This window comes from Vibrio sp. Makdt (genome assembly GCF_027587015.1).
GTDB classification, from domain to species: Bacteria; Pseudomonadota; Gammaproteobacteria; order Enterobacterales; family Vibrionaceae; genus Vibrio; species Vibrio chagasii_B.
Genome location: NZ_JAPPTH010000003.1, coordinates 138418 through 165281, shown reverse-complemented (window position 1 = coordinate 165281; position 26864 = coordinate 138418). Strand labels below are relative to the sequence as shown.

The 26864-nt window shown below is 42.3% G+C and carries 30 protein-coding genes and 1 other RNA gene; 6 read left to right on the top strand and 25 right to left on the bottom strand.

What is annotated here, in order from left to right; translation table 11 throughout:
• Positions 1-52 precede the first annotated feature (52 nt).
• From OH460_RS04905 to OH460_RS04880, 6 genes are read right to left on the bottom strand one after another with little or no spacing between them, the layout of a single operon-like run.
• Positions 53-1009: a toll/interleukin-1 receptor domain-containing protein gene (locus OH460_RS04905; protein WP_269995599.1), complete on the bottom strand. Its 957-nt coding sequence runs from the start codon at positions 1007-1009 to the stop codon at positions 53-55.
• 18 nt (positions 1010-1027) lie between these two features.
• Complete coding sequence (locus OH460_RS04900; RefSeq protein ID WP_269995597.1) at positions 1028-1759, bottom strand: RNA ligase family protein; 732 nt, start codon at positions 1757-1759, stop codon at positions 1028-1030.
• On the bottom strand, positions 1698-2240 hold the full coding sequence (locus OH460_RS04895; RefSeq protein WP_269995595.1) for a hypothetical protein: 543 nt from the start codon (positions 2238-2240) through the stop codon (positions 1698-1700). The genes OH460_RS04900 and OH460_RS04895 overlap by 62 nt, the downstream gene beginning before the upstream one ends.
• Positions 2237-3514, bottom strand: coding sequence for a DUF3696 domain-containing protein (locus OH460_RS04890; RefSeq protein WP_269995593.1), 1278 nt, complete (start codon positions 3512-3514; stop codon positions 2237-2239). The genes OH460_RS04895 and OH460_RS04890 overlap by 4 nt, the downstream gene beginning before the upstream one ends.
• Before the next feature lie 16 nt (positions 3515-3530).
• Positions 3531-5306, bottom strand: coding sequence for a restriction endonuclease subunit S (locus tag OH460_RS04885; protein WP_269995591.1), 1776 nt, complete (start codon positions 5304-5306; stop codon positions 3531-3533).
• Entirely contained in the window at positions 5306-6811 is a 1506-nt protein-coding gene (locus OH460_RS04880; RefSeq protein ID WP_269995589.1) for an N-6 DNA methylase, read from the bottom strand. The genes OH460_RS04885 and OH460_RS04880 overlap by 1 nt, the downstream gene beginning before the upstream one ends.
• Positions 6812-6966: 155 nt before the next feature.
• Between OH460_RS04880 and OH460_RS27370 the strand changes: the two genes are divergently transcribed.
• The gene (locus tag OH460_RS27370; RefSeq protein ID WP_008220703.1) at positions 6967-7365 is read left to right on the top strand and encodes a hypothetical protein; all 399 of its coding nucleotides are present in this window, start codon (positions 6967-6969) and stop codon (positions 7363-7365) included.
• Positions 7366-7525: 160 nt separating this feature from the next.
• On the opposite strand, the gene OH460_RS04875 is transcribed toward OH460_RS27370, so the two are convergent.
• A complete protein-coding gene (locus OH460_RS04875) occupies positions 7526-7675 on the bottom strand; it encodes a hypothetical protein (protein ID WP_008220701.1) in 150 nt (49 codons plus the stop codon).
• 77 nt (positions 7676-7752) lie between these two features.
• On the opposite strand from OH460_RS04875, the gene OH460_RS04870 reads away from it, so the two are divergent.
• On the top strand, positions 7753-8130 hold the full coding sequence (locus OH460_RS04870) for a hypothetical protein (protein ID WP_046225068.1): 378 nt from the start codon (positions 7753-7755) through the stop codon (positions 8128-8130).
• Positions 8131-8175: 45 nt separating this feature from the next.
• On the opposite strand, the gene hsdR is transcribed toward OH460_RS04870, so the two are convergent.
• The 3 genes from hsdR to OH460_RS04855 all read right to left on the bottom strand — a co-directional run bounded on the left by hsdR (position 8176) and on the right by OH460_RS04855 (position 12630).
• Positions 8176-10623 carry an EcoAI/FtnUII family type I restriction enzme subunit R gene (gene hsdR / locus OH460_RS04865; RefSeq protein WP_269995583.1) on the bottom strand — a complete coding sequence of 816 codons (2448 nt, stop codon included), beginning with the start codon at positions 10621-10623 and terminating at the stop codon, positions 8176-8178.
• Between the two features lie 85 nt (positions 10624-10708).
• Positions 10709-12091 (bottom strand): DEAD/DEAH box helicase, encoded by a 1383-nt coding sequence (locus OH460_RS04860; protein ID WP_269995581.1) that lies wholly within the window; start codon positions 12089-12091, stop codon positions 10709-10711.
• Positions 12085-12630 (bottom strand): hypothetical protein, encoded by a 546-nt coding sequence (locus tag OH460_RS04855; protein ID WP_269995579.1) that lies wholly within the window; start codon positions 12628-12630, stop codon positions 12085-12087. The genes OH460_RS04860 and OH460_RS04855 overlap by 7 nt, the downstream gene beginning before the upstream one ends.
• Before the next feature lie 101 nt (positions 12631-12731).
• Here OH460_RS04855 and OH460_RS04850 point away from each other — a divergent pair, with 101 nt between their 5' ends.
• Positions 12732-13040, top strand: coding sequence for a helix-turn-helix domain-containing protein (locus OH460_RS04850; RefSeq protein WP_269995577.1), 309 nt, complete (start codon positions 12732-12734; stop codon positions 13038-13040).
• Positions 13041-13043: 3 nt separating this feature from the next.
• Here OH460_RS04850 and OH460_RS04845 read toward each other — a convergent pair whose 3' ends face one another.
• From OH460_RS04845 to OH460_RS04825, 5 genes are all read right to left on the bottom strand, one after another.
• A complete protein-coding gene (locus OH460_RS04845) occupies positions 13044-14138 on the bottom strand; it encodes a TniB family NTP-binding protein (RefSeq protein ID WP_197275913.1) in 1095 nt (364 codons plus the stop codon).
• Positions 14107-15972, bottom strand: a complete 1866-nt coding sequence (locus tag OH460_RS04840) for a Mu transposase C-terminal domain-containing protein (protein ID WP_050634806.1) — start codon at positions 15970-15972, stop codon at positions 14107-14109. Before OH460_RS04840 ends, OH460_RS04845 begins: the two co-directional genes overlap by 32 nt.
• A 2-nt stretch (positions 15973-15974) precedes the next feature.
• A complete protein-coding gene (locus OH460_RS04835) occupies positions 15975-16598 on the bottom strand; it encodes a TnsA endonuclease N-terminal domain-containing protein (RefSeq protein WP_086774870.1) in 624 nt (207 codons plus the stop codon).
• 119 nt (positions 16599-16717) lie between these two features.
• Positions 16718-16814: signal recognition particle sRNA small type (gene ffs / locus OH460_RS04830), an RNA gene on the bottom strand.
• A 211-nt stretch (positions 16815-17025) separates the two neighbouring features.
• Entirely contained in the window at positions 17026-17769 is a 744-nt protein-coding gene (locus tag OH460_RS04825) for a hypothetical protein (protein WP_269995567.1), read from the bottom strand.
• Between the two features lie 51 nt (positions 17770-17820).
• On the opposite strand from OH460_RS04825, the gene OH460_RS04820 reads away from it, so the two are divergent.
• Positions 17821-18123, top strand: a complete 303-nt coding sequence (locus OH460_RS04820; RefSeq protein ID WP_269995565.1) for an MGMT family protein — start codon at positions 17821-17823, stop codon at positions 18121-18123.
• A gap of 75 nt (positions 18124-18198) precedes the next feature.
• Here OH460_RS04820 and OH460_RS04815 read toward each other — a convergent pair whose 3' ends face one another.
• A complete protein-coding gene (locus tag OH460_RS04815; RefSeq protein WP_269995563.1) occupies positions 18199-18639 on the bottom strand; it encodes a YbaY family lipoprotein in 441 nt (146 codons plus the stop codon).
• A 168-nt stretch (positions 18640-18807) separates the two neighbouring features.
• On the opposite strand from OH460_RS04815, the gene tesB reads away from it, so the two are divergent.
• On the top strand, positions 18808-19668 hold the full coding sequence (gene tesB, locus OH460_RS04810) for an acyl-CoA thioesterase II (protein WP_269995560.1): 861 nt from the start codon (positions 18808-18810) through the stop codon (positions 19666-19668).
• A 133-nt stretch (positions 19669-19801) separates the two neighbouring features.
• Here tesB and OH460_RS04805 read toward each other — a convergent pair whose 3' ends face one another.
• Positions 19802-20467, bottom strand: a complete 666-nt coding sequence (locus OH460_RS04805) for a hypothetical protein (protein ID WP_269995558.1) — start codon at positions 20465-20467, stop codon at positions 19802-19804.
• A gap of 89 nt (positions 20468-20556) precedes the next feature.
• Positions 20557-21030 carry an Lrp/AsnC family transcriptional regulator gene (locus OH460_RS04800; protein ID WP_269995556.1) on the bottom strand — a complete coding sequence of 158 codons (474 nt, stop codon included), beginning with the start codon at positions 21028-21030 and terminating at the stop codon, positions 20557-20559.
• Positions 21031-21159: 129 nt separating this feature from the next.
• Between OH460_RS04800 and OH460_RS04795 the strand changes: the two genes are divergently transcribed.
• Complete coding sequence (locus OH460_RS04795) at positions 21160-22227, top strand: PLP-dependent cysteine synthase family protein (protein WP_269995554.1); 1068 nt, start codon at positions 21160-21162, stop codon at positions 22225-22227.
• Positions 22228-22325: 98 nt separating this feature from the next.
• Here OH460_RS04795 and OH460_RS04790 read toward each other — a convergent pair whose 3' ends face one another.
• The 7 genes from OH460_RS04790 to OH460_RS04760 all read right to left on the bottom strand — a co-directional run bounded on the left by OH460_RS04790 (position 22326) and on the right by OH460_RS04760 (position 26851).
• Positions 22326-22598 (bottom strand): hypothetical protein, encoded by a 273-nt coding sequence (locus OH460_RS04790; protein WP_269995552.1) that lies wholly within the window; start codon positions 22596-22598, stop codon positions 22326-22328.
• An 84-nt stretch (positions 22599-22682) separates the two neighbouring features.
• A complete protein-coding gene (locus OH460_RS04785) occupies positions 22683-23231 on the bottom strand; it encodes a DUF3332 family protein (RefSeq protein WP_048609267.1) in 549 nt (182 codons plus the stop codon).
• A 16-nt stretch (positions 23232-23247) separates the two neighbouring features.
• The gene (locus tag OH460_RS04780; protein WP_269995548.1) at positions 23248-23949 is read right to left on the bottom strand and encodes a hypothetical protein; all 702 of its coding nucleotides are present in this window, start codon (positions 23947-23949) and stop codon (positions 23248-23250) included.
• Positions 23950-24119: 170 nt separating this feature from the next.
• Entirely contained in the window at positions 24120-24986 is an 867-nt protein-coding gene (locus OH460_RS04775) for a DUF302 domain-containing protein (protein WP_269995546.1), read from the bottom strand.
• A 54-nt stretch (positions 24987-25040) separates the two neighbouring features.
• Entirely contained in the window at positions 25041-25538 is a 498-nt protein-coding gene (locus OH460_RS04770; protein WP_269995545.1) for a hypothetical protein, read from the bottom strand.
• 79 nt (positions 25539-25617) lie between these two features.
• On the bottom strand, positions 25618-26124 hold the full coding sequence (locus OH460_RS04765; protein WP_269995543.1) for a chalcone isomerase family protein: 507 nt from the start codon (positions 26122-26124) through the stop codon (positions 25618-25620).
• Positions 26125-26185: 61 nt separating this feature from the next.
• The gene (locus OH460_RS04760; protein WP_269995541.1) at positions 26186-26851 is read right to left on the bottom strand and encodes a nucleoside-diphosphate sugar epimerase; all 666 of its coding nucleotides are present in this window, start codon (positions 26849-26851) and stop codon (positions 26186-26188) included.
• Positions 26852-26864: the final 13 nt, after the last annotated feature.

Here is a 26864-nt window from a genome sequence, read left to right as displayed (position 1 = left end):
CGCTGATATTCCCACTAATGCAAATTTAAACTGTAATATGTATGGAAGCAGATCACTGTAGAGAATGAATAAAAGACGACCAAAAGTATTCTGCTGCACCTTGCTGCGTAAGTTGTTCTTCCGTGTCACTTGTTCGATAAAAATTCATTCCGCTAGCTTTTAAGTACAATGAAAGACCATCATTTTCAACACTTAGCCAATCATTCATACTGTTATCATTCTCAGAACTTGAATAACAAATAGTATTGCGCTCAAAGTGCCCACTACCATACCAAATATTACACACGCTCTTCTGACTGCCATTTTCATAAATATAAGCACAAAAACGTGTCGAGGTAATTTGCTTAAAACGAACTTGTATCTGCGGGTTCCGATTACCTAGTTCTTCTAAAGAGCCTTCAAAATAACGAGCTATGTAGTCAAAACTTGTTTCCAAAAAGCAATCTCTATCATGATCACTAAACTCTTGTTTCAAGCGCATATTACTCGAACGCGGTAAAGCTACGCTTTGTGAATTGGCAGGAGCTTGAGGGCTAATGGAGCTAGTAACGCCTTGAGAGGTGGAACTAACTGTTAGTGCATCAACTGCCACTCTGATCTGTTTTGCGATAATTGTGAATGCTTCTTGTTGATTAGCAAACATTGTTACAGGCTTTCCATCGGTGGGCGTAGCCAATAGCTTTCCAAAGGGTGCATGATGCCAATCACACGGATGTAAAATGACAGGAATCACTTTTGCCTCCCTGAGTTCGTGCTTTTCTAGGGCTCTAGCCATTTCTTTTTCATAGCAATAATTTGAAGCCAAGAAGTGAGCACTCACCAAAAGAAGAATTACATCTGAATCTTCTAAATTTTGACTAATATCTTGGTCAATTTCAGAACCAACAACAATCCGGCGATCATGCCACGTAGTAATCAGCCCTTGCCTTTTTAGCATAGCAAGGTGGACTTCTAATTCATTTCGTAGCTCTTCATCAACATGACAGTACGAAAAAAATAAATTTGCCATTACCTCTCCCTCTCTATTTTAATGCTGGATTTTGTTTGGAATCAGAGACTTACGAGACCAGTGTTCGTCAATGGTTTGAGTAAAGTCAGCCCTAACTAATTTAGCTCTTTTCTCAAGCCAGTTCCCTTTATCTTTCCTCAAATAAATACCTTCAATCTTATTAGCACCATAATATGACGGTTGGTCTAGCATCAATTTCAAGTCTTTGACACTAAATCTACCTTGAACCAACGGTGAAACAATGGGAATACCTACAGTCGCTAGAACCTTATTCCTTCTTTTAACAGAATAAAATTTACCTGCTGAACGACTATAAAGATCAAATCCAATAAACCAATTTGGTAGCTTTTCGTAACCAATTGAGTGCTCGGCATAACACCATTCACCAAACAGTATTAGATCGCTATCAAGAGCTAGTTTTAGTTGATACTCATATTGCTTTATCCATTTCCACAGGTGCTTAAACTGACCACCTACACCTTTATCTATCCAAGCTCCTCGATTTTGTGCTCTTAATTCACCATGCTGATCAATCGAGAAACCCACATTAGCCCCATCGACTTTCTCCTCAACAACTAGCTCTGAAGATAAAAAAGATTCCACTTCTAATGGTGGCAATAGTTTATCACCCCTAGGTTCCCTATCGCCTAACCAAGCAATGTGTGGAGTATGAGGAAATCGGAAAAACTCATCGTCCATGATGTTGACGCCACTTTTCTCTGAGCCAAACATCGATAATTTGCTCAACATTGACACCTGCATCTAACAATTCAGACTCCCAATCATACCAATCTGTGTCGCAAGCATTAACAATCGTACATTCTGGTTGTTCTTCATTTGCTTTAAGACATGCCGCTACTATTTTAGTATCAGCTAGATCGTGTACAACGGTTTTTAATGGTTCATCTAGTGCAGCAGCTTTATCAACGGCCGCAGGGTCATCAACCCACTCAAGACCTACGTAGTCAATTTCATTTCTCGCCATTTTTTCGAACAATACACGTTGGCCATAATCTTGCTCCGTAAGCTTATTTGAGTACTCAGTAATGATTTCCCAATCACTATCGACCACCATCCGGTCAGTTCCTAACTCAAATGATACTAGCCATTCAAATACTTTTTCTGCTTCCAGAGGGTCTTCAACGGGGTGATTTTCAGAGCGAAAAGGGGATTCAGGGTGCTCTCCACTGGCTACAATAAGCACGTTGGTATCAACTACATGTCTGCTCATTGTCTCGCTCGCTCTGCTTTTATTCGTTGCATCGTTTCTTGAGCTTGCTTTCTCAATTCACCAGTAGCATCACCGAAAAAGTTTTTAGGCCATTCTTCTAGTCGCCCATATTTATCCATACTCAATGTTTTCAACACCGCATCTGAATTCTTTCGTTCAACAAAATACAATGCACACTGATCTGGCTTCGCCTTTTGGGTTGCAACCAGAGTTTGCATACGTCTGAATAAGTGCTCAGAATGTGTCTCAACGATAAATTGAACATCACGTTCTAAGCTGACTTCCAAGAATAACTCAGCAAGTAATGACTGAGCCAGAGGATGCAAATGGATTTCAGGTTCTTCTAAGATAATCGTTGACTTTTCTGGTGCGAAATATGCCAATACAAGCACAGGAAGCACTTGCGACACACCTGTACCAACATCAATTAGATTTGCCGCTACACCATCTCGATGAACAAGTATGTTGTAGTTACCTGCACCAATATGTTTGACCTCAAGCCTATCGGCGATGCGCATTTTTTTGAGCCACTTTGATACCGCTTCAACTAAGCCATCGCTCTTTTTGCCTGATGTATTATTACTAGCTAACAATGCAAAAACGGCCTCGCTACCATCGACTCCGATGATTCCTGGGCGAGTTCTATTCCATATATACGTTCTTCTAGGCTTGCTTCTGAGAGGGCCTAAATAAGAGACGGCTTCAAGATCTCTTAATACCGACAGGCTGATATCTTCTACGTCACTTCCAATTGGTCCTAAATCGTAAATTGCATCTTTAGAAAATGACACACCACGCTCAGGCGAATACTCTCTACTTTTCAGGCTAGTTCGAGTCTCATTTGGCAAATAAATATTAAAAGCGCCTTTGTCAGAACGCTGAGCTCTGAACCAATTATCACTATCCTTACTAAGTTGGAGTTGATCGATTACCGGACTTTTTTTGGAATCCTGAGCATAGTCAATTTTTAGAAAGCTGCGCCCTTGTCTTCCGTCAACATCCATTTCAATAGAGATTTTCCGGTTTTCAGGATCTTTCGTTAATAAATCTTCAAATGCCCCCATGTCCACATAGTCATTTACCTCATCTCCACCGAGGTTTAAGTGAATCGTTCTATCTGGAGATGTCGCAGTCTGTTTCATTAACAACAAACTTTGCAATAGGCTCGATTTCCCTGTCGAATTTTCACCAAGCAAAAGAGTCACTGGTGCAAGATCGACATCTCCTGACTCACGCCACGCTTTAAAATTGGTAAGTTTGATTCTCTTAAACATAAAATATCCTTCGGCTCTAAACAGCCTGTTCAACGATGGCATCAGTAAAGTTTAGCTGTGTGGTTTGAGACTTTTTCAACCGAGCTTTTAGTTCATCGCAAACAACCATCAGCTCTTCGACTCTAGCAAATATACGGTGTTGTTCTTCTAGTGGGGGCATTGGCAAAACAATACTACGACTTTTTGTAACAGATATATTGTCCTGACCTGCCGTACCAATCAGCTCTATACTCTGCAGGAATAACCCTGCTGTTAAATAGGTATATATGTACTTATTTAACAAAGATTCTATTGGTCGGAATACGACTATAGCCTGATTACAATTCCATTCTGGATATGAATCAGGGATTATCGCTATCTTACCAAGAGGAGGGCCAACAATGTTCATTACCACATCTCCAGGATAGAGGATTGAACGTGTTAACTTGGTTGTATGGTGTGCAGAATCAACGAACTGTTCTTTATAGCTGAAATCAATTTTCTGATTTCTAATATTGTAAACCTTAAGATACGGCACACCTTCATTCTCGATAAACTTGTCTTTCGGAGGTGTAGAACCAGAAGTTACGCCAGTACAAATATCATCCAAACGTACAAAACACCAACCATTAGCGAGTCCAAATAACTTCTCATCATCAGCAATCGGCGGCAGGGCTTTCTGCTTTTTAATTTTCTTATCTTTGATTAACTGTGCTTTTTCTTCCGCGATACGCTCAAGCAACTTTGCAGCAGGTTCATCATTTGGGTCTTGTGGGACAAGCTTACCCATTACCGCCAGTTGCAGGATGGTTTGTTTTAGCTGATCGATGCTCACTTCGGTGGTGAACAGGGTATCGAAGTGCTCGCTGATTCGTGCCCAGTTTTGCATTAGTTCGTCGGCATCAGCGGAGTTGGTTAGCGTGTCTAACAGCGTTGTCACCAATAACTGATGCGCTTCAATGCTGGCTTCGGTTTGTTGCTCTAGTTGGTCGCAGAGTGTCATGAGTTCATCGACTTTGGCGACGATGCGGTGTTGCTCTTCTAGGGATGGAACAAATACAGGCATTAGAGACAATTTCCCTAAGTAAATTCCCTTTTGAGCAGTTCCTTTTCCATTTTCTTCAAAGTACTTGATACAAGTAGGTGAAGCCAAAAAGTAAGTAAGAAAATCAGAGTCAATTTTTGTTTGGAGTACCGCAACACTTCGCTGTAAAACGAATTCAGGAGCATCATTAGGTACAACAGCAGCGCGCCCTAATGTGCCTACTATAGTTAAAAGAACATCTCTAGGTTTAATTTGTGTTCGAGCGTGTTCCTTTAAATAATTATCTTCATCAACATAACGAGATGGACTAGTAAAATCTATGCTTCTGAAATGCACATTCTGACTACTAAACATTGGATAGCCTGAGCCAAAGTCTTTGGCAGGATTATGGGAGCCATCAGTCAACTTAATACACAAATTCCCTAGCCTAGCGATAGCCCAGCTTTGAGGGAGTTCAATAAACTGATCTTCATCGTTTATGTCTTCAAGCTTCTTCGGTTTTTTGATCTTTTTATCTTTCACCAATTGCGCTTTTTCTGCCGCAATTCGCTCAAGCAAAACAGAAGCAGGTTCATCTGTTGGGTCTTGTGGCACTAACTTACCGCGCACTGCCAATTCTAAGATCAGCTCACGCAGCTTCTTCACGCCATATAGCTCACGCTTTTTGCTGCTGCCACGACCAGAGGCGGACTTGGTTTTAACGGTTGAAGTCCAAACGCCGATATTATCGGTGATCAACTGATTCATAGAGGTCTGTTCTACACTCATTATTTACTCTCACCTACAATCGGGCCCACAGACGAATTCAGGGCTTCACCTAGAATGCCTTTAAGTTGATTGCGAAGTTGTGAGATCTCTTGCTGCTGCTGTTGGTAGTTCTCTAATAGCTCGTTTGGATCGTGGCTTATCACTTCACCTTGATACGGGTTTTTAATATCTAGGTTGAAGTTACGCTCAATGATGTCGGCGATTGGCACTTTCCATGCGTGATTATTCTCTACGCGGCTTGCAAAACCGTCTTCTTCATTACCCCACCAATCAATCTCTTGTTGGAACTCCTCAAACTTCATTGGTTTGGTCTTACTGTAGTTCTTCACGCCTTCTGGGTATGGGTGCTCGTAGAACCATACGTCTTTAGTTGGCTTGCCTTTGGTGAAGAACAGAATGTTGGTTTTGATGCCTGTGTATGGGTTAAATACCCCATTAGGTAAACGTACAATGGTGTGCAGGTTACATTCTTCGGTCAGCATTTTTTTGATTTTGGTTTTAACGCCTTCACCAAACAATGTACCGTCTGGCAATACTACCCCTGCGCGGCCGCCATTTTGCGTTTCTGAACCTTCGTCTAACACTTCTATGATCAGTTGTAGGAACAAATCAGCCGTTTCACGAGTTTGCATTTCGGCTGGGAAGTTCTTTTCAATGCCGTCTTCTTCTGTGCCACCAAACGGAGGGTTGGTTGCAATCACGTTAATGTTGCTGTCCCAGCTTGAAAGCGGTTTGTTCAGCGTATTGCCGTGTTTAATTTGCACTGGCACTTCAATGCCGTGCAGCATCATGTTGGTGATACACAGTAGGTGTGGCAGTTGTTTCTTTTCGACTCCGTGGATCTGCTTTTGCAGTGTTTGGTGATCCGCTGCAGTCTTCACGTAGTTGTCTTTCACATGGTCAAACGCACACGCTAGGAAGCCGCCCGTACCCGTTGCTGGGTCCATAATCGCTTCGCCCAGTTTTGGGTCTAAACGATTAACGATGAAGCGTGTAACGGCACGCGGTGTGTAGAACTCACCCGCGTTACCTGCGCTTTGTAGGTCTTTTAAGATCTGCTCGTAGATATCACCAAATAGGTGGCGCTCTGAAGAGTCAGTAAAGTCAATTTCGTTAAGCTTGTTGATCACTTGGCGCAGTAACGTACCGTTTTTCATGTAGTTAAACGCATCGCTAAAGGCTTCTTTAACAACAAAGCCACGCGGGTTTAGATCAACAGGTGCGGTTAGGTTTTTCAGTTTGTAGAACAAGTCATCGTTTACGAACTCAAGCAGCGCTTCACCGGTAATGCCTTCGGCATCTTGCGCCCAATTACGCCATAGATATTGTTCTGGGATGGGTGATTTGTAGTCGTCCAGTTCTAGCTCTAACTCTTCTTCTTGAGCATCAAATACTTTAAGGAAGAGTAACCAAGACATTTGACCAAGGCGCTGTGCATCACCGTCGACACCCGCATCTTTACGCATGATGTCTTGAATGGATTTGATAACTGAACTGATAGACATGTTTTTCTACTTTTAAACAACTGAAATTTGTGGCGAATTATAACAGAACTAGGTCAAAAAAAATGAAGTTAGTTCTATGAAACCATAGATATAAGATTCATTAATCTATAGCCTGAACTTATAAAATAATAATCATAAATACAGTTGGCTAAATAATGAAAATAGAATGCCCTCGTTGCCAGAAGGACAATGAGATTGAATTTGCAGAAAACATATCGTGTTCAGAGTGTGAGAAGAGTTTTAAAGGGTTTAAGTTCAGCAAGCGAAAGCTCGTTTCTGCTAGCTCCGCTTTACTGGTTGGAGCCCTAGGGGGTTACGCTGTTGAAAGTGGGTTAGACAAAGAAAGGTATCCTCTCGAAGTGGAATACGCGATTGTCGATACTTGCGTGAATTCTAGCAAAAACATGGTGTCCGTAAGTTGGTATGAAAGTAAACGGGAAACTTGTTTATGCGCATTAGAAAAAACAGAAAATGATGTGGCATATTCAGACTACAAATCAGATCAAGCTATATTTCTTCGCACATTCAAGCAACACGCTAACAGATGCTCATAAAAGGAGAGGCAGCATTATGCTACCCCTCCTTTAATTATTAGCGCTTAGGTGTGTTTCCGCGACCACCGCCCGATGGTTTGCCCGTCGTGCTTGGGTAATTTGGATTCGGCTTAGCGCCACCTTTAGGTGTACTTGAAGCTGGTTTATTCATGATGAACTCCTATTTCCCTTGTTTTTGGTTGTGAGCAGCTGCGCGTTGAGCTCGGCCAGCAAAGTCGCCTTTAGGAACTTGCCCACCGTTTTGTTTTGCGGCATTACCTTGAATGCGAGCAGCGGCTTCTGGTGTCATTGGTGCTTTTGATTTAGTCATGATTTTATCCTTAAAAATATCGTTATTAATGTGTCTTAGCTAAGACCAGGTAATATTAACTAAGGGGTTGGGGAACTATGGGGACAACTACAAAACAAAAGCAAAAACAGATTCAAAATACTTTAGACGCATTAGGTTGGAGCCATCATCGGTTTGCTGATGTACTCTACGAAGAGCTTAATGATAACGACGATTTTAAAGAAACAGACAAAGAGAATATCCGTAAGCTTGGTCAAAACATCAAAAAGCAGCTAAAGCGTGATTCGACGCCTGAAGAGCGCCTTAATAAGTATTTACAAGTACTGTTTGAACACCCTGACTACCAAGCCCTCAACTTAGGCAATATTTTACCTAGATATATTGATCACAACTGCATAAGCGGAATGTTAGCCGATCAGCTTGCACTACTCTCATCTGAACTGGATCTCTCCGATGAAGACAAAAAAGGCCGCTAAATTAGCGGCCTTAAAGGTTTTCGTATCTACACGGTGTGAATATTGTTAAGCAGATTGGTAGATAGCAGCTTCCAGTTCATTAACCGCTTCTAAATATTGCAGTTTGCCACCAAACCCTTTCTTAATGATTTCTAACGGTCTGCCCATTTCATCGAAAGGTTTCACTTTAAGAACATGAATGTTTTCGATCTCTTGCACACCTTCATCGGCATACTTATCAAGGAGGTTGTTCAGCACCTGCTGCGCGGTATCGCCATATTTAGTGAAGTAGTTACGCTTCTTCACGTTATCGGCGCGCTCTTTACGAGTTAAAGCGGGTTGATCGTAAACGACATGGCAAATCATATCGAATGGGTCCATGTCTTTGCCCACTTCGTCTTCTAATGCTTCCCATAGAATACCGGCTTCGGCTAGCTCATCGATAATAGCTTGCTTGCGGTCAGATTCGTTCCAACGCTTGGTAAACTCATCTAAAGAAGAGAACTGTTTCACCATGGTTTTGCGGGTGTAGTCTTTAAAGGACTCGGTCACAAGCTTACCGTCTGAATCGTAATATTGAACACGTTCAGCAAGCGCTTTGACTGGAACTCCATTTACATGGAACTTGCGAACTCGATTCTCATCATCCCAATCGTCTGCACCGCCTGTATTCTCAGGGGAATTTCCAAAATCTTCTCCATAGGTAGCCTCTGGCTCTTGAATTGAATCAGGGTCAATGTCTTCATCACCGAATGGGTTATCAGCATCGACATCATCAACACCGTCGATGATGTCATCTAAATCGTCTTCATCTTCAAACTGCTCTGGAGTCGTGACCTTCACGCGTTCTGGAGTTCCGTCGAAGCGTTCATCAGCAAACAGTTCTGTCGCTTTTTTGAAATCCAAGATAGTGAACCAAAGCTTGCCATAGCGATCATCAATACGAGTACCACGACCAATGATTTGCTTAAACTTGGTCATCGATTGAATACCTTGATCAAGCACCACTAGCTTGCAGGTTTTTGCATCAACTCCCGTCGTCATTAGCTCTGAAGTCGTGGCAATAACAGGGTACTTTTTCTTAGGATTGATAAAATTGTCTAGCTGATCTTTGCCAATGTCATCATCGCCCGTAATTTTCATTACGTATTTATCGTTCTTCTTAACCTGTTCTGGGTTCAGGTTTACTAACGCACGGCGCATGCGATCAGCATGATCGATGTCGTTACAGAACACGATGGTTTTGGCCATTGGGTCGGTACGTTTCAGATAGTTGGTAATGGTTTGTGCAACAAGCTCTGTACGCTCATCAATAACCATAGTGCGATCAAAATCTTTTTGGTTGTAGATTCGGTCTTCTATCACTTCGCCATTTTTATCGGTTTGCCCTTTGGTTGGTCGCCAACCTTGGACATCCACATCAATGTCAACACGAACGACCTTATAAGGAGCTAAGAAGCCATCCTCAATACCTTCTTTAAGAGAGTAGGTATAAATTGGGTCGCCAAAGTACTCGATGTTAGATACTTCATCGGTCTCTTTTGGTGTTGCCGTCAAACCGACTTGAGTCGCACTGCTAAAGTATTCAAGAATTTCACGCCAAGCGCTGTCTTCTGAAGCACTACCACGGTGGCACTCGTCAATGATGATTAAGTCAAAGAAGTTAGGGTCGACTTGCTTGTAGGCTTTTTGTTCTTCTTCTGGCCCCGTAAGCGCTTGATAAAGCGCTAGATGAACCTCAAAGGCAGGGTCGACTTTGCGACCTGTAATTTTTGTCATTGCCGTGCCAAACGGCTGAAAATCATTCGTTTTGGTTTGATCGACGAGAATATTTCTATCCGCTAGAAACAGAATTCGCTTCTTGGCTTTGGCTTTCCAAAGTCGCCAGATAATTTGAAATGCGGTGTAGGTTTTACCTGTACCCGTCGCCATGACTAGTAAGGCTCTGTCTTGGCCAGCAGCAACGGCCTCTACTGTTTTGTTGATAGCTTGAAGCTGGTAGTAACGCGGTGATTTACCGCTGCCATCATCATGGTAATCTTGGGTGATAATTGGCAGATGTTCTTCTTTATACCCTTTCCAAGCACAATACTTTTCCCACAACTGCTGAGGTGTTGGGAAATCCTCTAAACGAATTTCCGTTTCAAGTTGAGTTGGGTTGGTTAAGTCTCGGAAAATAAAACCATCACCATTCGATGCAAAAACGAATGGCACCTCTAACAGGCCAGCGTATACCATGCCTTGTTGCATTCCTTTACCAACTTCATGCTTATTGGCTTTTGCCTCAATCACCGCAAGCGGCATACTAGGCTTATGATAAAGTACGATGTCAGCTGATTTTACTTTCTGACGAGCAGCAGCTTGGCCTCGAACAATCACTTTACCATCGCGCAGTTTCACTTCTTGGCGAATCTGAGTCATATCATCCCACCCTGCCTCTTTAATCGCAGGAAGTATGAATTTGGTAATGATGTCGGTTTCAGATAACTTAGCTTTATTAATGCTGCTGACCATTTGGATTACTCGTAGAGAGACTCAATAGCTAATCAGTATATCGTAAAGCCAATATAAATCCGAGTGCGCATTATTCACGGTGTGATTAAGTGAATGTTGCGATAACTCTTTGTTTAAAATCACCTAAACGTAACTCATCATAACCCTCGAAATCAGAGTGAAAAGCGTTTTGAACCCCATCGATTTTTGACCAATTTAGTTGAGTTGAGGACTTCCCTGATACCATAATCTTATCGTTCGACAAATCTGTAGGAGTAAAACTCTGCACCTTATCTGATTCATCAGTCTGTGCATTCGATTTAATAAATAGACACGATTCTGGAATGTCCTGCTCAATTCTTTCAGCAAACCCAATCAAACTTTCTTCGGCAAAGGTATACAACCACGCTTCTTGGTTGGGTGAGTCATTGATTCTTAAAATTCGCCCGAGCACTTGCCTAAAGTAAAGCTCCGTTTTTACCGAACTCATATGGCAGCAAACTTGAAGCCTTGGAATATCCGTGCCTTCACTTATCATCCCAACACTGACTATCCACTGAACCGTTGAGTGACGAAAGGACTCAATTTCATGTAACGGATTATCGTGATGATAAGTCACTATGCATGCTGATTGATTAAAGTGGTCAACAAGTCGCTTTTGAATGTCTTTGGCGTGCTTAATAGAAGAGGCGACCACCAAGCCTCCAGCACTTAGGGACTCTTGCCTTATCTGCGCTAGCCTTTGGCAACCGCTATTTAATATGTAATTCATAGCGTCTTCGTTGTGGATGACGCTTTGATAAGAGACATCGGATTGTTTAAGGCAATCAAGAATAGAGGCGAAGTGTTGATTGTCACTGCCAGCTTTAACGCTCAGGTGTTCATTATCGATTAAAACGATCTTCGGGCGGCGGCATACCTTATCTTCAACGGCCTGTTGCAAACCGTATTGGTAATCGCAAACAACCTTACCCTCAGGGTCGGAATATTCAGCCATGACAATCGGTAGTCGATCAGAACGCCAAGGAGTACCCGACAGCGCCAGAGTATAACGAGCAAAGCCTTGGATCTTCGAGACAATTTCTAGCCCCCATGAATTTGACCGCCCCTCATCATCAAACGAACAATGGTGGATCTCATCAAATACGACTAAAACTCGATATTTGCTGACGGTGTTCCAAAAGTTTTCATCCAAAAAACGGATAGATTGATAGGTGTAAGAGCCCCCAAGAGAACCCAAACCTCCATTAAAGGAACATTCGAGCTTCCATGAAAAGGTCTTTTGCATCCCTTCAGCAACAGTCAGAGAGGGCGAGAAGCACAGCACTAAGTCAATCATGCCTATTTCAAATAACCGACTCGCAACCTCGGCGGCCATAACGGTTTTACCCGCTCCAGGGGTTGCTTGACAGAAGAAGTGTGAATGCTTGTTTAAAGTGAATTTCTCGATAACTTGAGCTGCACACTCGGTTTGCCATGCTCTTAACATTGAGGAGCCTTACTTTGCGCGACTTGCATCCAGTTGGTTAGTGCATTAATTCGGCCTAATAGCTTGGCTGAGCGCTCTCTTGCCGCATTAAATAGCGGCTGCATATCTTGCTTGTTGTTTGGGAAACGCGTTAACAACGATTGATATTCCTCAATTTCACCTAGAGTAATCGCCAGTTCGCCTTCATGCAGCTTCTTCTCTTGCTCTAATGCATTTATAGAGTATTCCGGAGACTGAACAGCTATTGAATCGACTTTAGCTTTCCTATTTCGACCCAGTCTAGGCTCAATTGTGAGCGCTTTGAATTCGTTAGTTTGATGGTAACGTTTGTCTCTGCGAGTCCCAATAACAGAAAGCCAGCCTTTCTCCTCAAAAGATAGAAGTTGCTTATAAACATACTTCCGCGCGTCGTCCTTGCTCGGGAAAGCTGAAGTACCGTTTAACAAAGCATCCCTAGCTTCTGTGACGGAGAAATTATCCATCCCTTTTTCAATCAATAGGTTAAACATGTGAGGGTTAATTCTGGTTACTTTCTTCATGAGACTCTTACAGGCAATAAAAACTTAGGATTGCTAAGTATACAAAAATCAGTAAAACTTAGACAATCTAAGTTATCTAAAGGTTGAAAAGAAATGTGTAAGTGCAAAAAGACAACCCAATCCCAGCGAGGCTCAAAGCTGCGCGTAAAAAAGCCAAGATCACCCAAAAAGATTTAGGGGTGAAAATTGGTATGGAGCAGAGTTCTGCTAGCGGTCGTATGAATCATTACGAGAAAGGCAGGCATGTACCCGATATTGGTACGCTTGAACGTATGGCTGAAGAGTTAGATGTGCCGCTAAACTACTTTTTCTGTAGGAGCGAATTGAGCGCTGAGTTAGCGTGCGCCATTGATAAGATGAGTGATCAAGAGAAGGCGGTGTTGTTGGAGAATCTAAAGAGCGAGAAGTAATACTTAAGCTTTAAGTCCATTTTTGCTCAATAACATACTCAATGGAATTGCATCCGTAAATCGCGGAGCAAGTATCTTATCTTCTGAAGTAATGGCATTTAGGTTGTAAGACGATCCAGAGTCAATTTGATGAAGACGAAGCTCCTCTACAGGACAATTAAAGGGATTATCCAAGTAGGGAAACTTAAATGAAAACGTGCGCGACAATATCTCTTTGTCTATCGTATCGACGTTCTCATTGAAACTCATAAGTAGTGCGTCTTTCAAGAAGTGCTTTAACGCTCGGCACTCCCCTCTACACATAATAAACAGAGGATATAACACTTCATTTTTTGTAAGCACTGGCGGTTCATCAAAGCCCATTCTCGTACTCAAACCAGCAACAAATTTAGCAAAGTGCTTTTTTTGCTCCAAGTCAAAACTATAAGATGCCGTTCCACTCGAATAGCTGTTAGCTTTCAACAGCTTGAAATAGTTAATCTTTCGTCTCCAACTTAATCGTGAGTTCCATTGTGGCTCTGTCGCTATTACATCAGCATATGGCATACCAACCAGCACAAACGAGACTTTTGCTTCTTCACTTATATATTTGAACGTATTAGCAATAGCTTGCCTTTCTTCTGCTGTAGAAAACTCCACAAGCTCTTGAATTTCATTGACGATAATCAGCTCAACAGATTTACGTTTAAGTTGCTTTACAACAGCCTCACCAAGAGCAATTTCATTACGTCGTCGAGTACCTCTTCCCCCTGACTTTCCATCTAAATCGACTAAAAACTGCGTAAGCGTGTTCTGTTCATTTATGCGGCTTGGCACTCTGGTGCTAAGAACAGGTTGTTTGCTCCAAGTTAAACTCGGCAGAAAGCGGGATAGATAGGTGTTAATCAAAGCCGTCTTTCCACTTCCGGCCTCACCAGTTAACAAGAAAGACTCCGGTTCACCGCCAAGGGAGTGATTAAAACGAAGCTGATCGAAGATAGAGTAGATTTCAGTTATTGCAGGGTACTCGATAAAGCTGGTTTCAAAGGACTTTAGCTGCTCAAACTGACTAGACGTTAAGTTCAAATTAATACCCCTCAATATCTTCAAAATCATCATCAGATAATTGCTCTGAGACATCGAACACGACCGCAACTTCTTTTTTGGCCGGAGTCGTACTGATTGAGCTTGGCCCCTCTGAGCCCACATCATTAAACTTTGCTAATTTCGAAGTGTTACCCGTTTTAGGCAAGCTACCCTTATTACTTTTGGCACTGCGGAACCTATCGGTTTCTTCCTGAATACGTTTCTTCATATACAGAAATGTATCCGCAAGCGCCTCATCATCAGCAAGCTGCTTAGTGTTAAGCCTGCGTACTTTTTGTATGCGCTCATGTTCAAAAAGGGACAGTCCTTTTGTATATCCGGTGTTGTCTACCGCTGGAACTTTTATGTACATCTTTTCCGATTCTAGATAAACATGAATAGAGCTGATATCAGAAGGGTCTGTTTTGGTCTTAACAAACAGCTTTTTGCCATTGTTGGACGCCCAATATTTACGGTATTCAATAAGTTCTGAGGAATGATAGTGGAGATTATGAAGCCTGATCCCTGCTACTCCAATGGTTCTGTGTCTAAGCAAACCTAGCTCAACTCTCAACTGCTCCTTCTCAACACCACTGTAGTAAGAGGGAGTCCATTCCGATTGATTCCACTTGTGGTATGGAATGTCACGTTCTCTTGAATCAGGTGCCATATGGTAATAGTCGACAATCCACTTATGAAGTAGCTCAAGAAACACGGAAACTCTAACCACCGCATCCTTCTTTGGGTTGTAATCTTGTAGCTGAGTAGGATTGGTGAACGTTTTTCCAGGCAGTGCGTTCACTAACCCTTTGTTCATCTGATCAAACAGCTTTTCGATCCCTGACTTTCGCCAAGGTTTAGCAGCTTGACTGTATTGGATATCAGACACTAGAGGCCGTAACGAATCTTCTAAGCTTTGGCTCCAAAACTCGGCACCATTGTCGACAACTAAACAGTCAATCTTACCGTGGCAAGGCCATTCATTATCAATAGATGGATATCTTTGCTTTACCCAACTCTTATCTAGCAGCGAGTTCAATAACGCCTTCCTCACAGAATCAAAACTAGGCTCTCTAAAGTTGATACTGCACCCAACGATACATTTACTGAAGCGATCATAAAGCATCGTCAGGTAGGGTCGCCCCAAAGGAATATCTAACTCATCATCAATCAGAATAACTGGAACTGGGGTATGGTCAATTTCGACATATTCCATTGGTTTTGTCGCAGCTACTTGTTGGCCAACTGCTCGAAACTTTCGATTTGCAAATCGTTTACCAAACCTTGCAATCGCGACTTCATAAGGAGGTAGAGCATGTATTCGATTATAAAAAGAGCGTTCGGCAATTGGCTTAATTTTCCCTTCGACAATCTCTCGATTTATTTGAATCACTCGACTCTTATAATATCGGTATGCTTCTGCGACACTTAGCCGTTCGCGAGTCAGGTATACGTTCTTAATCGCCTCATTAATCAAGGCTTGTGAATCCATTTCTCCTCGGCTGTTGCCCTTATACGTATGCTTGGGTATGAGTGCCCATGGCTCTCTACCTGCTTCAAAGTAGGATTTTTTCCAAGTTGCTAAAGTTCTCCAACTCGGGGGAGTGAGCTGTAATTCTGATTCCACGAGACTTAAGAGAGGGTTCAAGTTTTTTTCGGTCCATCCGCCTTTTAAACGCTTCTCTACGAACGCGATGATTTTGATACGACGAATAACTTCTTGCTGTACCTTCGGTGATTGAGAGTCAATAGTCGAAGAAATTTCAATAGGTTCTTGAATTAGCTCTATTGGAAGTTGCTGAGGCTCTCCTTCTGAAGCTTCAAATTCATCAAAGAACCCAAAAATGTTATTAGAGTCCGATGGCATGGTTAACACCAAACGTAAGTTTCGAGACCAAACCCAATACCGTTTAGGTCTGTTTTAACTTGCCCCGAAGAGATCCAAGGTAGAGTAGAAATAAGTGTGTCCTGCTCCGATAAACCGAAATACAAAGACACCTCTTGTAACTTCACCATTTGTTTCCGTTGAATAAACGCCAACACTAACTTTTGAAACTCAGTCACTGTCCGCAATCCGGAGTAACGGTGTAGTAGCTTGAAGTTATCTAAAGTTGGTCCCATTCTAATTTGCTTCTCAGTAACTAAAACCAAGCGTCTGTTAAACTCATTCAACGCAACTCTTTGTTTCTCTTCAAATCTATTCCTGAAATCAGGTTTGAGAATCTGACTAGAGTGTTTTACTTCGAAGAGGGTTGACTGCTCGTTGTGATCCGCTACTAAAAAGTCTGGGGTATATCGGCACTTACGATTATTGAATTGATAGTGGAAGCCAAAAGGTTGAGAGGTAAAACTTTTAACATTTGCGTTATATTCGAGGTGAAAACAGAAATCGAACTCCAAAATAGAGAGTGTGCGAACAACCGCATCATTCTTCAAGCTCATGAACTTACAGATGTTGTGTACGTGAGATGATTTCTTGGTTTGGTCGAACATAGCAAAATCACTTTTGTTGTAAACCTACAACAAAAAAATAGACTATGAAGACTTATGGTGCAAATATGAAGAAAGCCTGCAATTTATGCGAACATATATTGCAGGCTTCATAAGGGGTGGGAACCCAGCCACATCCCGGCACACAAGTCACTCGCTGCGGCTGCTCCCTTCCAGGCCTGACCGAGTTCACGAGCTATTGTTGCGGGAGGACCAGGCCCCCATAGATTCGTTTTCTAAGAGGCTTGCCTCAAAGAGTGATTGGATTATTAAGCATCCCGGCAGCCATTGCAAGCCCTTCCCCTTTCTTTTTGAGCAATTGTGGTCTAAGTGCTTATCCTTTATTCAAACCACCAGTAAATCGCAGGTAAATTCGCCATTTACCTGCGATTTGAAGTTCTCGTACAACATCATCTAGATTGAGCAGACACTAGATATCGATGTCTTCGTTATCTTCAGTACGAATGATGTAGTCCGTCATCCATGCCGTTCCTAACAAACATAGCCAGACTACAAATACAGGGCTTGGTACTTCAATACTCGGTGTAATCACCAGTGCTGCGAAGCCTGCAGTTGGTAGCGTCCAACACAATAACTTATTCCAGCGGAAGGTTTTCAGCTTGGTCATCGCTTCCATTGACGCCATAATGCCCGTCACACACAAGGCCACAAGCGCTGCATAAGGTAAATCGGCAATCCAAAGGGGCAAGATTAACCCTAATGACCACCAGCTGTGTCGGCTAGCAGGCTTAAGATGATTTGCCGCCCACCAAATCACGATGATTGATAAGGTTTGAAGTGTGGTAACCCACGGGACGCCTTCAAGCTTGCCTGCTGATTGTGTCACCATGATCCCGACCTGCAAAGTAGTCACAATCAAGCCGGAAATAATTACGACCGACAAACTACTGCGTCTTGAGAAGACCACCATCAATAGCGGGAATAGTACCCATGCACTGACAGACAGCGTGATAGGCTGTAAAGGAAGGGTTAGACCATAAGTGGTCATGGCAGCAAGCAAAGCTAATCCTGCGATGCCTCCCTGCGGTAAAATCCATAAAGCAGGAATTACCATCGCCAGTACAGGGATATCTCCCTCACTTAAACTGATTGCTCTAGCGCACACAACGGCTAATAATGTTGTAATTAGAAATTGAAATGTTGAAAAGACCATAGCTCTCTCCTTCTACCGATCCGTGGTATTCATGAACTAGGAACATTTAGTATGGACCAATTTTTAGCCCAAATCTTTGCTGTGATTCACCAAATTCCATATGGAAAAGTAACAACTTATGGAGACATAGCACGTTTCTCAGGTTTTCCGGGCTATGCGCGCCATGTGGGAAAGGCATTGGGAAACCTACCTGAAGGCAGCAAACTCCCGTGGTATCGAGTGATCAACAGCAAAGGTGAGATATCTTTGAAAGGTGACTCATTTGAACGCCAGAAGAAGCATTTGTTGGAAGAAGGGATTGAAGTGAGTGACGCAGGAAAAGTTAAACTCAGAATATACAAATGGCAGCCCTAAAGCTGCCATCATTCGCCGATTCAACTGGCTAGATTAAGCCAATCAAGATGCCTTAACAGTAGCATCCATTTCTAATTAGCGAACACCGACCAAGCGCAGGTCAGCGTGCTGTGTGTTTTCTACATCTGTAATCACAGACTTGATTGTATCCGTTGTGAAACGTAATTTGCCGTCAACATGGATAGTTGCACGCATGTTGTAACGGTGGTTAGGCTGAATCTTGTTGTCGTCGTAGCCTAATTCGAACGCAAACGGCACTTGCTTACCATCAGTTGTGAACTCTTGAGTTGCGATAACCGTTGATGGAGCATCTGCTAGTGAAATATCTTCTAGCGTTACAGTAACCAATGCATTCTCTGGTAATGCAATTCTTTCGCGGTAGCTAACTGTTCCTGAAATCACTTGAGTATTCTCTGCAACCACTTCCTGCGAAGCGTTAGTTTCTGATGTTGTTTGGCAACCCACTAGTAGGCCAAACGATACTAAAGACGTTAGAAGAATTAGAGCCTTTTTCATATTCAATTTCTCTCAACATGTTTGCCGGACTCGGCAAATCTACGGACTAATTATAAGAGAGCTTTCATATTCTGTCTTGAAACCCTATGATTTATTGACAGATATCTGACTAAGCTAAATGATTAACACCATAATCTGACACTCATTTTACGAAGAGGAATGCTGGCGATGAGTCAACCTTTAAAAGAATTACTAAGTTTACTTCAGCTAGAGAAGCTGGAAGAAGGTTTATTCCGTGGGCAAAGTGAAAACCTCGGCCTTCCACAAGTTTATGGCGGTCAGGTCTTAGGGCAAGCGCTTTCAGCTGCTCGTTATACCGTTGAAGAGGACCGTAGTGTTCACTCGTTCCACAGTTATTTTCTATTCCCCGGTGACCCTGAAAAGCCGATTATTTACGATGTGGAAAATCTCAGAGATGGACGCAGCTTTAGTACCCGCCGTGTGAAAGCGATTCAAAATGGCCGCCCTATTTTCTACCTGACGGCATCTTACCACGGTGACGCACCGGGCTTTGAACATCAAAACCCGATGCCTGATATTCCAGGACCGGAAAACTTTGCGTCTGAAACTGAACTTGCGAGCCATATTGCGGAGTTCTTACCAGAAAAACTGCGTAAAACCTTCTGTGGTGAAAAGCCGATTGAGATGCGCCCTGTAACGGTGGTTAACCCACTAAAACCAAAGAAGACGGAAGCGAAACAGTACCTTTGGGTAAGAGCAAATGGCGCGATGCCAGACAACCACTTAATTCACCAATACCTGCTTGCTTACGCATCAGATTGGGGGTTCTTAGTCACGGCACTTCATCCTCATGAAGTTTCTATCATGACGCCAAACTTCCAAGTGGCGACGATTGACCACTCAATCTGGTTCCATCGCCCATTCAAGATGGATGAATGGCTGCTTTATGCGATTGAAAGCCCAACGGCAGCGAACACTCGCGGCCTAGTGCGCGGCGAGATCTTTAACCAGAAAGGTGAGCTCGTAGCGACGGCAGTACAAGAAGGTGTGATGCGTTTTACTAAGTAGCGCTCAAATAAATAGCGGATAAACGCTTCTTACAAGCCCCAAATACGAGCAAACAAAAAGAGGCTAGGTTCAATACCTAGCCTCTTTCTTTAATGACGCTTAAGACAACCCGTCACATAAAAATCAATAAAACCTACTCAACTTCTAATGTTGGCTCAAACTCGCTCTGTACTCGTGTTTTGATGCCATCACCTGCGTCACGCAGTAGATTAAATGGCGATAACACTACGCCTTTCACCGCGCCCTCTGCGGCTCCCTGAGCGAGCTCTTTACTCTTATCCGCTAACAAGTTAGCTTGCGCCAAAATACCTGGGACTTCCGCTCGTAGCATTTCAGATTCAGTGACGATGACAGGAATAGTCTGTTCGCGATAAGATTTACTTTCAGCGAGCATTGGTGGCATTACGTCTACGCGGTATCTCTTTAATTCCGTTAATGTTGGTGGAATAACATCGGTTCTTACCTGCTCGACTTCCGTTCGAACATTTTTGACTTCATCTAATATCGCAGGAATTTTGCTGTCGACCGAGGCTACGGTTTGATTCACGTCATCGATCGTCTTTCTAACTTCTTCGACAGTGTTTAACACCTGAGGAGCAAGATCGCTGACATGTTCTGCAAGCGCTAATAGCTCTTCTACTTTGAGCCCTTTCGTGAGGCCCGAAATGTCTTCGATAACTTGCGGATAAGTATCAACGATTTCACCGACTTTATTGGTAAACGAGTAGATGGTGTAACCCAAGTAAAAAATGGCGACCGCCAATACTAGCTGGATAGCGGTAGATACTTTTGCAAACATGAATAATCCTTTTCTTTATCGCAGAGGCGAGATCTAAACTGAGAAGATATCTAAACTAAAGCGATAGTTAATCTATTACTAGGCGCAGCTTAAAGCGGCAATGCTGTCGTGTACTTCAACGGTTCCATCGCAAACGTCGAGGTCACATTGGAGATACCATCAATGCTATTCACCAAGCGCTTATAGAAATCATCAAAGCACTTCATGTCTTTAACCTGAACCTTCATCATATAATCATATTCGCCAGCCATGCGATAGAACTCCATCACTTCTGGAAATTCCGACACAGTATTCACAAAACGACCATACCACTCATGAGAATGATCACTGGTTTTCACTAATACGAACGCAGTAAAGGAAAGATCCAGTTTTTCTGGGTTCAGCAGTGCGACTCTTTTCTCAATAATGCCGTTCTCTTCGAGGCGCTTAAGCCTTTTCCAACAAGGCGTTGTGGTGAGATTGACCGCTTCAGAAATATCGTTCAATGACAGGGTGCTGTCTTCTTGCAGTAACCCTAATATTTTTTTATCTACGGCATCTATCACATTTTCACCAAATCGCATCTAAAGAGAATAATTTTCTACAATTTAAGCAAAACAAAGCAAATATGGCAAAGTTTTTCTCTCGGATTATAGATAAATTAGAACCATACCAATTACAAAGAATTCCTACACTCGATCAGGAGAACGCTTATGTGCACTGACCATCAATGGATTAACAACGCGATTCGTAAAATTGAAGCGGACTACCAACGCTCAGCGGATACGCACCTTATCAAGCTCGATCTACCAAGTATCGAAGGCATTGATGTTTACCTTAAAGATGAAAGCACACACCCTACAGGCTCTTTAAAGCACCGTTTAGCGCGTTCTCTGTTCTTATACGCTATCTGTAACGGTTGGGTTGGCCCAGAAACAACAATCATTGAATCTTCATCGGGTAGCACTGCGGTATCTGAAGCGTACTTTGCTCGCCTACTTGGCCTACCGTTTATTGCGGTAATGCCAAAATGCACAGCGAAGAAGAAGATTGAACAGATAGAATTCTACGGTGGCCAAGCGCATCTTGTTGACCGCTCAGATGAAATTTACGATGAGTCTCGCCGTTTAGCAGAAGAATTGAATGGTCACTACATGGATCAATTTACTTACGCTGAGCGTGCAACCGACTGGCGTGGTAACAACAACATCGCGAACTCGATTTTCAATCAAATGCAGATGGAAGATCACCCAGTTCCAGCTTGGGTAGTAATGAGCCCAGGTACTGGCGGTACTTCAGCGACGATTGGCCGTTTCATTCGCTACCAACAGCATGAAACCAAGCTTTGTGTTGTGGACCCTGAGAACTCTGTATTCCACGAATACTTCCAAACCGGCAATGCGAACGTGAAAGGCAGTACATTCAGCAAGATTGAGGGCATTGGTCGCCCACGAGCAGAACCAAGCTTTATTCCTGGCGTGGTTGACGAAATGCGTAAAATCCCAGACGCAGCAAGTATCGCAACGACACATTGGTTATCTGACATTCTTGGCCGCAAGGTTGGCGCATCAACCGGTACTAACATGTACGGTGTGCTTCAACTAGCCAGTGAGATGAAAGCGCGTGGCGAAACAGGTTCTATCGTGACTTTGCTGTGTGACAGCGGTGAGCGTTACCTAGACACTTACTTCAATGACGAGTGGGTAAATCTGAATATCGGAGACCTACAACCTTATGCAGCGAAGTTAGGAGCTTTCTCGCAAACGGGTGAGTTGGCTTAAGTACATTAACTAACAAGCTTACAATGACAAAAAGGACGAAGTTAACTTCGTCCTTTTTCTTTATAACAAGCCCCTATTAAGACACTTATTAATCGCTATTACTGTGTTATTTTTATCACTACAGACAAAGATGCATTATCACTATAAGTATCTACAAACAAAAACCCTTCCAGTTTAACTTTGCCTTTTGTGTTAAACAGAATTTCAAACGCATTATCAATATATTTATCTAATGAACAACATGACACTAGAAAGTTATCTGTTTGCACTAAAAAACTACACCCCGGATAAGACATATCATCGACAGGTTGAATATTCTTTTTAGTAAGGCTACTTTTCACAATAAAACCAGTCACGCCAAATTGATTCATATTAATATCCTGAAAGCTTGATTATTAATCGTAGATATTTAGAAATAATAGGCGAACAATAAAGTTCACTTTAACAATGTATGATTATGAGCTCACTTCAAATGCTTCTGATAACGCCTCTACAGAGGTTTCAGAGACAAACTCACCATCAACAAAGTACTTAACGTTTGCACCTTCCTTCACGCCGGTTACCGTTGAAGAAGTGCCGTCAACATAAGTCACTTCCATCTCAATAGTATTTTCGTCAATGGTTCTTATGTGGCTGTCTTCAATGTTGTGGTACGTCAGAGGATCAATCGGTGCATCACGCAGTGAAGGATCAAGATCGCTATTAATATCAATCATTGTCTCGACTTTACTATCAAAGATATGCGGAGTGCCGTCGAAAGGGTTTGACCCCGTCCAGAACTCGATTGAGTTAACAACGAAGTAATCTGCCAATGTTGTAAAGCCATAAACGGGTACCAATAAGAAGTTAACACCGCCACGTGCATAGCGGTTATCAACAACCTTTATGTTGAATTCCATTAACTTTTTTGTCGTGAAATTGCTACCGACACAACCGCTAAGAATTGGGGCAAGTAACAGGATACCCGCAAGCTTGATCGAACTCTTTTTACTGAAGATTTTCATTTCATCTACCTACGACTTAGAAATAGTAACCGAATTCAATACCAACAGAGGTATCGTCAAATTCATACATAGTTACGGATGCATTCACATCAACATTGCCGTTAGTCCAACCCAGAGCATTTTCAAACACAGTGTCGACATCAGAATCCAAGAAGTAAGTAAAATCACCGCGGTAATACATGTTACCAAATGACACCAAAACGCCCGCTTCTAGGTCAAAGCCGTCGCTCACATCACCCGTTGAATAGTTGGCACCCACGTTCCATGCACCAAAGCCAGCATCAGCGACGTAGTTACCACCGACGGTAAGATTGTCGTAGTCTCCAGAGATATTCCACTCACCATCAATAACAATGTTATTTGAAATATTGTATTGGCCAGATAGTGTAATGACATCTTCTCTATCATAATGATCATTTAATTTATCATTACCAAAGTCAATATCAAGAGTATCGTAGCTTAAACCGATGCTAGCTTTATCATTAATACCGTAGGTAGCTTCAACGCCTATTATATTCACGTCATATCGATCAAACTCTTGTGTATCGTATCCAGCTTTAATACTACTCTGAACATTTCTGATATCTTGATTGTGATAATTATTTTCAGCTTGTACCTCTTGTTCTACATTTTCTGCATTCGTTGTATCGTTTGCAGATACTACACTAGAAAAAGAAATAACAAATAAAGAAGATAATGTTAAAAGTTGTGTTTTCATGATATTCCAATGGTTAAATTTCAATGCCAAAATGGCAGTGTTAAAATTAGGCTATTAAATTAGCCGTTTTTTAGGTAATAAAAAGCCACACCATAATTTTAAAAACATGGCTTTTTATTAATGTGAATTAATTAGATGTTAATTATCGATATAAATCGTAAGGCGATAGATTATTTTTCTACCGCACCGCCGAGAGTTTTACCCAATCGAAAGTTGATGACCTTATGAGAAATTGCATTGTCCTGATAATGGAGTTCAGACATGTCGACAATATTATTGTAAGCAACCGTCACTTGACCGTTTTCTTCAGTCACTAATACTTTTTGGCCAAAAGCATCCAATCCAATACTTGGGAAATCGGTCATTGCTTTTGCACCTGGCGCTGGCCCACCAAAAACGAGCAGGGTCGCATTAGGTAGCGACTCCCCAATAGCTTCTGCTCTAGCCTTAAAGTCCCAGTTCATAAACCAAACCGTGTCACCTTGAGCAAGAACATCTCGTTTAATATTGTTCAGGGTCGTTTCAAAATCATACTCTGATACTAATGTTTCAATGCCGTAGTTCTTTGTTAATCCTTCGCTCTGAACTGGTGCAATGTTATCTAGCTCATTCGTTAGCGATGCCGTTTTTTCTGCGTACTGCTCAAGGGCTTCGTTATCCATTATTCCGTGTCGCTTTTGAATAAACTGAGCATCGGTATAGATTACTTTTTGCTCGCCATTTTCAACATAATTCAAAACACGAAATGGCAAATCGAGCCCTACTTGCAAACTGTCTTTGAGCAACTGGGTATTCAACTTATCGTCGGTATAAAAGTCCACTCGACTTGGCGCTAAATATTCATTTGCCTGTCCAGCTAATCGAGAATGGTCGATAGTTAATACTTTATCTAACCCGTTATCTTCAGCGTTTCGATCAACAATGAGCACACTCCCATCAACGGCATTTAGTTGAGATTGATGAGCGTTCTGATCAACGGTCGTTTCGCAACCTAGAATGGGCAGAACACACAAAGCAATTAAAGACAGTTTTTTCATAGATAACCTCTTTAGAGTTTGAAAATGATTAAAGACAAAACGAAACAATCAAATCTATTGAATATTATGCTCGGAAACAAAGTCTTCAAGAACTGAGTGGGCGCGCTTTAGGTCACCATCATTCAAATGGACTAAGTACCCATACAGCGCTTTTTCATGCTCTACCATATAAGTCATTTCTTTTTCATAACCGACTGGGCTGGATGCTTGAATATCCTTAAGCTGATGAACAAATCGCTCTGCGCTGCCCTCTAAATATTTCGTCCCTAAATATGGCATCACTTTCAAAGATAACGTCACTGTTTTAGCGAAAAACTTATCTTTACAATGAATAGTGCTATCAACACCGTATTGTTTGCGGACAGGGTTCATCACAATGGTATTGTGTTGCTCCATTTTACTGAGCAAGTCCAAGCTGTTTGCTGTCATACTGCCTGGCGGGTTATGTTTGAGTTCAGAAAATACCTGTTTACCTAAGTTTCGAAATACCAACTCATACTTAAGTCCCTTCGCAAACTCTCTGTACTCAGCTTTCTCAATTCTCGTCATCATATTTTCTCCACTCATAGCAACGAACGATGGCAAAGTTAACACCATTATCATGAGGAACTTGCCCCACTTTAGTTGGCTGTTATAGCAAATCATCAACAGGGGTCTCGCCTAGCCAGATATTCCTTAAAACAACACTCTGTTTTGAGGAGGCTTTAGCCTGATACACAACGTCATTGTTATATTGAATCTGCATCGTTTCCCCTCTGCAGATAATGGCAATCACATCGCCTTTAATCAGCGGCATGGATAGGCTATCCACTAGTTTTTGGATATTTGAGTCTTTCATATTGATGCCTGGGTTCGACTCTTCCAGCGCCTCAATCGTGGCTGTTGTGACTTTTCCTTGTGTTAACTTCTCAGGCGTAAACGTCAATAGAAGTGCGCTATCACCTTCTTTGCTTTTCAAGTGTCTAATATCGTAATAGTCGACAAACCATAATGTGCGAGTATTTTCTGCGACCATTCGATAATCATCGTATGCCCACGATTCAAATTGCGCATGCGAAGGCTCGTTTTTTAGCTCGTGACTGAACGCTTCCCCGGCCATCACAAGAGTCATCAACAAAAATGTTACTTTGTATCTCATTGGTATCTCTTCCTACATTCAGGTTTAAACATCGCAGGTACTCGCTAATGCCGAGATCGGGCTAAGACGCTAGCTTCATCATGTCGAGAGAATCTAATCTCTCCACCTTTCTTGAGCTCGGAAATGTCAAATGAACCAAAATGCTGTTTGCAATATTCGATGCTTGAATTGGTCGATATTTTTTCATTCTGCCTATCATCATCGGCTTAAGTACCTTAAGAGCACCTTGAAGTAACTTTTCGTCAGCTCTCTTCTCCTGTCGATTCCCCGCCAACGGGCCCGGGTGTAGGAAAGTCGTTTTCTCAAAATCAAGTAATTCAACGTCATTTTCCATCTCCCCTTTACAGCGAAGGTAATGCGAGCGAGCTTTGCTATCAGCTCCAAGACATGACACGACGATTAAGTGCTTCACTCCAAGGTCTTTCATGTTTGCTGCGGTCGACACGACTAGGTCAACATCAATTGCGCGAAGTTTATCTTTGGTACCCGATTTTTTAATCGTGCTACCTAAAGCGATAATCCCAACGTCCGGAAGATCTGAATCTAAATGGATTGCAGGAACACTTAGATTACTGTCAATTATCTGCTTCAATTTCTGATGCTGCGTATTGAGTTCACGTCGAGACAGTGCGTAAACAGTACTGATATTCTGACTGCCTAATAAAGTACTCAGCGTTTCTCGTCCAACTAAGCCACTCGAACCAGCAATAATGATTGATCTATTCATATGAAATTCACCG

Bases quoted from the DNA above. Each gene is read 5' to 3' on its own strand.
- OH460_RS04880 (WP_269995589.1), bottom strand. From the start codon at position 6,811: ATGTCTATCAGTTCAGTTATCAAATCCATTCAAGACATCATGCGTAAA.
- OH460_RS04800 (WP_269995556.1), bottom strand. From the start codon at position 21,030: ATGCGATTTGGTGAAAATGTGATAGATGCCGTAGATAAAAAAATATTA.
- OH460_RS04860 (WP_269995581.1), bottom strand. From the start codon at position 12,091: ATGTTAAGAGCATGGCAAACCGAGTGTGCAGCTCAAGTTATCGAGAAA.
- OH460_RS04815 (WP_269995563.1), bottom strand. From the start codon at position 18,639: ATGAAAAAGGCTCTAATTCTTCTAACGTCTTTAGTATCGTTTGGCCTA.
- hsdR (WP_269995583.1), bottom strand. From the start codon at position 10,623: ATGGTCAGCAGCATTAATAAAGCTAAGTTATCTGAAACCGACATCATT.
- OH460_RS04870 (WP_046225068.1), top strand. From the start codon at position 7,753: ATGGGGACAACTACAAAACAAAAGCAAAAACAGATTCAAAATACTTTA.
- OH460_RS04825 (WP_269995567.1), bottom strand. From the start codon at position 17,769: ATGGTCTTTTCAACATTTCAATTTCTAATTACAACATTATTAGCCGTT.
- OH460_RS04770 (WP_269995545.1), bottom strand. From the start codon at position 25,538: ATGATGACGAGAATTGAGAAAGCTGAGTACAGAGAGTTTGCGAAGGGA.
- OH460_RS04780 (WP_269995548.1), bottom strand. From the start codon at position 23,949: ATGAAAACACAACTTTTAACATTATCTTCTTTATTTGTTATTTCTTTT.
- OH460_RS04895 (WP_269995595.1), bottom strand. From the start codon at position 2,240: ATGAGCAGACATGTAGTTGATACCAACGTGCTTATTGTAGCCAGTGGA.
- OH460_RS04820 (WP_269995565.1), top strand. From the start codon at position 17,821: ATGGACCAATTTTTAGCCCAAATCTTTGCTGTGATTCACCAAATTCCA.
- OH460_RS27370 (WP_008220703.1), top strand. From the start codon at position 6,967: ATGAAAATAGAATGCCCTCGTTGCCAGAAGGACAATGAGATTGAATTT.
- OH460_RS04795 (WP_269995554.1), top strand. From the start codon at position 21,160: ATGTGCACTGACCATCAATGGATTAACAACGCGATTCGTAAAATTGAA.
- OH460_RS04905 (WP_269995599.1), bottom strand. From the start codon at position 1,009: ATGGCAAATTTATTTTTTTCGTACTGTCATGTTGATGAAGAGCTACGA.
- OH460_RS04835 (WP_086774870.1), bottom strand. From the start codon at position 16,598: ATGTTCGACCAAACCAAGAAATCATCTCACGTACACAACATCTGTAAG.
- OH460_RS04840 (WP_050634806.1), bottom strand. From the start codon at position 15,972: ATGCCATCGGACTCTAATAACATTTTTGGGTTCTTTGATGAATTTGAA.
- OH460_RS04785 (WP_048609267.1), bottom strand. From the start codon at position 23,231: ATGAAAATCTTCAGTAAAAAGAGTTCGATCAAGCTTGCGGGTATCCTG.
- OH460_RS04805 (WP_269995558.1), bottom strand. From the start codon at position 20,467: ATGTTTGCAAAAGTATCTACCGCTATCCAGCTAGTATTGGCGGTCGCC.
- OH460_RS04890 (WP_269995593.1), bottom strand. From the start codon at position 3,514: ATGTTTAAGAGAATCAAACTTACCAATTTTAAAGCGTGGCGTGAGTCA.
- tesB (WP_269995560.1), top strand. From the start codon at position 18,808: ATGAGTCAACCTTTAAAAGAATTACTAAGTTTACTTCAGCTAGAGAAG.
- OH460_RS04845 (WP_197275913.1), bottom strand. From the start codon at position 14,138: ATGATGATTTTGAAGATATTGAGGGGTATTAATTTGAACTTAACGTCT.
- OH460_RS04765 (WP_269995543.1), bottom strand. From the start codon at position 26,124: ATGAGATACAAAGTAACATTTTTGTTGATGACTCTTGTGATGGCCGGG.
- OH460_RS04760 (WP_269995541.1), bottom strand. From the start codon at position 26,851: ATGAATAGATCAATCATTATTGCTGGTTCGAGTGGCTTAGTTGGACGA.
- OH460_RS04875 (WP_008220701.1), bottom strand. From the start codon at position 7,675: ATGACTAAATCAAAAGCACCAATGACACCAGAAGCCGCTGCTCGCATT.
- OH460_RS04900 (WP_269995597.1), bottom strand. From the start codon at position 1,759: ATGTTGAGCAAATTATCGATGTTTGGCTCAGAGAAAAGTGGCGTCAAC.
- OH460_RS04885 (WP_269995591.1), bottom strand. From the start codon at position 5,306: ATGAGTGTAGAACAGACCTCTATGAATCAGTTGATCACCGATAATATC.
- OH460_RS04790 (WP_269995552.1), bottom strand. From the start codon at position 22,598: ATGAATCAATTTGGCGTGACTGGTTTTATTGTGAAAAGTAGCCTTACT.
- OH460_RS04855 (WP_269995579.1), bottom strand. From the start codon at position 12,630: ATGAAGAAAGTAACCAGAATTAACCCTCACATGTTTAACCTATTGATT.
- OH460_RS04775 (WP_269995546.1), bottom strand. From the start codon at position 24,986: ATGAAAAAACTGTCTTTAATTGCTTTGTGTGTTCTGCCCATTCTAGGT.